The organism is Skermanella sp. (assembly GCF_059503625.1).
Genome location: NZ_JCACHA010001140.1, coordinates 1 through 5,169, shown reverse-complemented (window position 1 = coordinate 5,169; position 5,169 = coordinate 1). Strand labels below are relative to the sequence as shown.

The following is a 5,169-nucleotide window of genomic DNA, read 5'->3' as shown; positions in this document are numbered from 1 at the left end:
CTGTGCCCCTCGGTAATCGGGGTCAGCAGGCCGATGGCCTGGGGCAGGAACTGGTCGGCGAAGAAGCGGGCGGTGATCAGCTTGGCGTCCAGGAAGCGCTGGTCGGCCGATGGGTCGGCCTGACCCTCCTGCGCCGCCATGGCGCCCTTCGCCATCAGGAAGCCGCCCGTGACGATGCCGAACATCTTCAGGTAATGGGCGGCACCCGATGCCGCCGCCGTAGGCGTCCGCTTGCCGTTCTCGACCAGCCAGTTCGTCGCCTTCTCCAGCGCGTCCACCGCCTTGCCGAGGCCGATGGCGATGGCGGCCATGTCGTCGCCGGGCCGGTTCTTCAGGGACTCGATCGTCTCCCGGATCTCGGCGAACAGGGTGCGGGCGGCGGTACCGCCGTCGCGGATCACCTTGCGGAAGACGAGGTCGTTGGCCTGGATGCCGTTGGTGCCCTCGTAGATCGGCGTGATCCGGGCATCGCGGAGATGCTGTGACGCGCCGGTCTCCTCGATGAAGCCCATGCCGCCGTGGATCTGGATGCCGATGGAGGCGTTCTCGACGCCAAGGTCGGTGCTCCAGGCCTTGACCACGGGGGTCAGCAGGTCGGCCAGCGACTGGCCCTTGGCGGCCTCGGCAGGGTCCGGGTGCTTCTTGGCGATGTCGAGCGCCGCCACCGCGTAATATGTCAGCGCGCGGGCGGCCTCCGTCTGCGACCGCATCGTCATCAGCATACGGCGGACGTCCGGGTGCCGGATGATCGCGACCGGCTCGCCCTTGGCGTCGGCCATGTCGCGGCTCTGCACGCGGGCGCGGGCGTAGTCGCGGGCCTGCTGGTAGGCGCGCTCGGAGATCGCGACGCCTTGAAGCCCGACGCCCATCCGGGCGTTGTTCATCATCGTGAACATGTATTCGATGCCGCGGTTCTCCTCGCCGACCAGATAGCCCACGGCGCCGTCGTTGTCGCCGAACGCCATGACGGCGGTCGGGCTGGCGTGGATGCCCAGCTTGTGCTCCAGGCTGACGCAGCGCAGGTCGTTGCGGTCGCCCAGCGAGCCGTCGGGGTTGACCAGGAACTTCGGCACGACGAACAGCGAGATGCCCTTGATGCCGGGAGGCGCATCGGCCAGCCGCGCCAGCACCATATGGATGATGTTGTCGGTAAAGTCGTGCTCCCCGTAGGTGATGTAGATCTTCTGGCCGGAGATCCGGTAATGGCCGTCCTCGCGCACCGCCTTGGTGCGGATGGCGGCAAGGTCGCTGCCGGCCTGCGGCTCGGTCAGGTTCATGGTCCCGGTCCATTCGCCCGAGATCAGCTTGCCGAGATAGATCTCCTTCAGCGCGTCGCTGCCATGGGCGGTCAGCGCCTCGACGGCGCCCTGGTTCAGCATCGGGCACAGCGCGAAGGACATGTTGGCCGACTGCCACATCTCCTGCACCGCCATCGCCACCGTCCAGGGCAATCCCTGGCCGCCGTGCTCCGGATCGAACGGCACGCTGTTCCAGCCGCCTTCCTGATACTGCCGGTAGGCCGCCTTGAAGCCCTTGGGCGTGCGGACCACGCCGTTCTCCAGCACCGATCCTTCCTGGTCGCCCGAGAAGTTGATCGGGGCGAGCACGTTGGAGGCCAGCTTGTTGGCTTCTTCCAGGATCGCGTCGACCATGTCGGGCGTCGCCGAATCATAACCGGGCAGGCTGACGATGCGGTCCATGCCGACGACTTCGTTCAGCACGAAGCGCATGTCCTGGATGGGGGCGGAATAAGGGATCATGGTACGCAGGGTCCTCCCGAGACCTAGAACTTGAGCCTTTGCCAAACTTGGACTTTTGGCAGAAAGGCAGGATAGCGCGCCGGACAGGGGTTTTGCGAGCTTTGCGAATGCCGCAGGGGACCCGTCGCTGCCGGCGGAACAAATGGCACGAGGATTGCTCCGGGATATCCGAACCCGTTGGCAAGAGGCTGTCATGTCGAACCCTGCAAACCTGATGCGCGCACCGGATCTCTCGCAACTTCGCGGCATTGCCGACGGTGCGCCCAAGGCTATCCAGGCGGCCGTGCGGCAGGCAAGCGACAGCACGGGGGTAGATTTTTCCTACCTCATGGTAAAAGCTGCCCAGGAGAGCAGTTTCGACCCGGAAGCGAAGGCTGCGACGAGCAGCGCCACCGGCCTCTATCAGTTCACCGAGGGCACCTGGCTCAACATGGTGGAGCAGCACGGGGCCAAATACGGCCTGAACCGCGAAGCCTCGCAGATCCAGCGCCGTTCCGACGGCTCGCTGTCGGTCCAGGATCCGCAGGCCAGACGCGATATCCTGGAGCTTCGCAAGGACCCGAAGATCTCGTCGCTGATGGCGGCGGAATTCGCCCGCGACAACCAGTCGCAGCTCGAACAGACCGTCGGCGGCGAGATCGGGGCGACCGAACTCTACATGGCGCATTTCCTGGGGGCGGGCGGTGCGTCCAAGTTCCTCAACGGCATGCGCCAGAACCCGGACCAGAGTGCGGCGTCGCTGCTGCCGGAAGCGGCGGCGGCCAACAGGAACGTCTTCTACGACAAGTCGGGCAAGGCGCTGTCCGTCGGCCAGATCTACAACCGCTTCGCCGCCAAGTTCGACGGCATGCCGGCCTCGACCATGACGGCGTCGGCGGGGGCCATCGCCCTGCCGGGCGTCAAGGGCGGCTGGGCCAGCGAGGCGGGGATGAATTCCCCCTTCACGGCCAAGGCCGCGTCGGGCGGCGCCAACGGCGAACCCAATTCGCTGTTCACCGTCATGGTGCTGTCGCAACTGGGCGCCCCCAAGGACCATGCGTCCAATACCGACGGCAAGAACGGCCAGAAGGGTGGTACCGGCGGCCAGTTCAACACCGTACGGCCGTCGATCCCGAACCTGGGCGCGGCATGAGGCCTCGTTGCTTGAGGCTCCCGGTGTTCGAAGTACTTTCCGCCATGGCTTCGGCGCGGCCGGACCGCTAGGGTGCGGTCATGGATGAAGATGATCGTATCCCGACCGAACTATGGGTCCGCGCCCACCTGCGCCGCTGCATCGTGGACGCCATTCCCGCCGTGATCGCCCGCAAGGGATCGCCTTATGGCGGCATGGTGATCCTGAAGCTGAACCAGCTGGACCTGGGGTGCAGGGTGCTGACCCAGACGCGCGACATGGACGGCAGGCAGGGCTGGCTGGCCGCCAAGGAGAACGCGCTGATGCCGGAGGCGGACGCCGACGCCTATATCGCCCGCGCGGTCAAGCGCGATCCCGACCTCTGGGTGATCGAGATCGAGGACCGCGCCGGACGCCACCCGTTCGAAGGCAAGATTATCTGAGCGGGCCGATCCGCCAGGTCAGCGGGGTTCGGGGACCGGTGCGTCCGAAACGCCCGAGCCGGCGCTGCCGATCGGGCCGGACCGGCTGCGGCCGGTGACGAAGTCGGACGACCGGCCGGTGTCGCTCGACGTGCTCGATCCCATTTCGCTGCTGGTGCCGGAATAGCCCGCTCCGCCAACACCCAGCGTATTGGTGGTGCTCGACGGCGTCGGACCGCCGCCGCCGCCACCGCTCAAGTTGAAGCCTTCGCACCCGGCAAGAGCGAGGAGGGCCAGAGAAACGGCGGAAACCTTGAGATGGCGCCGCATGGGACCCTCCACTGTATGGCGATGACGTGTTCGTGGTATTCAACACGCGGTGGCGGAATTTGTCACCGGTTCCGGTCGGGTTAGACCCGTGGAGATCGCAGCCGCTCCGCCTGGCGCCGTCAGGCGGACGCAGCCCTTCTCGCAGGATGGATTGTTCCGGACCAGATGCGGAAAGGCGTCCTGCCAGCGTGCCACCGCCCTGGTTTCGTCCGGGCGTGCCGCGTCGTCCAGGAACGCAGCACCGCCGGGCGCCAGCCTGGGCAGCAGCCTCGGTCCCGCCGGATAGCGGGCAAGCGCATTGGTGTCGAGCGGCGGTCCGTCGATCACCAGCATATCGATCGGTCCAAGGTCTTTCAGGCCCGTGTCGTCGTACCAGCGGAAGGTTTCGCCGCCGAGGGTCACCGGGACGAGCGGGGCGTCGATCACGGTCGCCCAGTCGCCCAGGCCCTGTTCGGCCAGCATCGCCCTGGTCTCCGCCGCGAAGACAGGATCGTGCTCCAGGCTGTACACGTGTCCGGTGCCGCTGGTCCTGGCCGCCTGGGCCAGCACCACGGTCGAGGAGCCGGAACTGCACTCCACGACGACGCGCGGCCTGGCCGCCAGCGCATGGCGGGCGATCACCAGCAGGAAGTCCGGCGATGCCGCCCACATCCGCAGCGGCGGCAGCGGCACGGCGAAGTCCATCAGGTCCCTGAGGCCGATGAAGGCCTGGACCTGCCGGTAGAGATTGGCCGATTCGGTGGTGCGCAGGGACCGGATCTCGTCTTCCAGCGCGAACAGCTTCACATGGATACGCCGCGTCTTGTGGAAGAGCACCGCCACGACGCCCAGCACCGCCAGTCCGACACACAGATTGAGCAGCGTCAGCAGCTCGTTCATCCCATCCTCATTCCTATCGAAAAACCGGCGGGATACTGGCATGCCGCCACCCCCGTCCGACAGGTCGAGGATGGCGAGGTCGGGTGACGATTTTGGCAAGGAAACCGGCCGCTTTCCCTCCGCCGGCCCAATGCCTTCCCGGGCAATTTGACGCGTCCATTGCCGGTAACTTCGCGGTATTTGCCTTTGATTTGACGGACCTGCTATAGACCCGCCGGGTCGTTTGCCGTGACGGATATTCGCATAGACAAGCTTATGTTCATTTCTAAGGAAAGTCGAACCACCGGACCGTAGCCGGCCCACACGGTATCGGAAAGACTTTCTCGACAGGAAAAGCCTGAATGTTTCGCGAAAGAACCAGGGTTCTTGTAACTGGTGGCGCCGGTTTTCTGGGGTCCTTCCTGTGTGAACGCCTTCTCGCACAGGGTTGCCATGTCATCTGTGCCGACAATTATTTCACCGGATCGCGCGACAACATCGCACATCTGCTGGACAATCCGTATTTCGAGGTAATCCGCCACGACGTGACGATCCCGCTTTACGTGGAGGTGGACCGGATATTCAATCTGGCCTGTCCGGCCTCGCCGATCCACTACCAGTTCGATCCGGTCCAGACCACCAAGACCAGCGTCCATGGCGCCATCAACATGCTGGGACTGGCGAAGCG

6 protein-coding genes are annotated in these 5,169 nt (G+C 65.5%); 3 read left to right on the top strand and 3 right to left on the bottom strand.

The window, feature by feature from the left end; translation table 11 throughout:
- The coding region (locus AC5JJ6_RS40670) for an acyl-CoA dehydrogenase (protein WP_496047510.1) at positions 1-1,760 on the bottom strand (1,760 nt) is incomplete at its 3' end.
- A 193-nt stretch (positions 1,761-1,953) separates the two neighbouring features.
- Between AC5JJ6_RS40670 and AC5JJ6_RS40665 the strand changes: the two genes are divergently transcribed.
- Together AC5JJ6_RS40665 and AC5JJ6_RS40660 are read left to right on the top strand one after the other, a co-directional pair.
- A complete protein-coding gene (locus tag AC5JJ6_RS40665; protein ID WP_496047509.1) occupies positions 1,954-2,892 on the top strand; it encodes a transglycosylase SLT domain-containing protein in 939 nt (312 codons plus the stop codon).
- Between the two features lie 80 nt (positions 2,893-2,972).
- Positions 2,973-3,314 carry a DUF1491 family protein gene (locus AC5JJ6_RS40660; RefSeq protein WP_496047508.1) on the top strand — a complete coding sequence of 114 codons (342 nt, stop codon included), beginning with the start codon at positions 2,973-2,975 and terminating at the stop codon, positions 3,312-3,314.
- A gap of 18 nt (positions 3,315-3,332) precedes the next feature.
- Here AC5JJ6_RS40660 and AC5JJ6_RS40655 read toward each other — a convergent pair whose 3' ends face one another.
- Both AC5JJ6_RS40655 and AC5JJ6_RS40650 read right to left on the bottom strand, forming a co-directional pair.
- Positions 3,333-3,623, bottom strand: coding sequence for a hypothetical protein (locus AC5JJ6_RS40655; RefSeq protein WP_496047507.1), 291 nt, complete (start codon positions 3,621-3,623; stop codon positions 3,333-3,335).
- A gap of 39 nt (positions 3,624-3,662) precedes the next feature.
- Positions 3,663-4,502, bottom strand: coding sequence for a class I SAM-dependent methyltransferase (locus tag AC5JJ6_RS40650; protein ID WP_496047506.1), 840 nt, complete (start codon positions 4,500-4,502; stop codon positions 3,663-3,665).
- Positions 4,503-4,843: 341 nt separating this feature from the next.
- Between AC5JJ6_RS40650 and AC5JJ6_RS40645 the strand changes: the two genes are divergently transcribed.
- Positions 4,844-5,169, top strand: a 326-nt coding sequence (locus AC5JJ6_RS40645) for a GDP-mannose 4,6-dehydratase (protein ID WP_496047505.1), incomplete at its 3' end; no start/stop codon positions are given.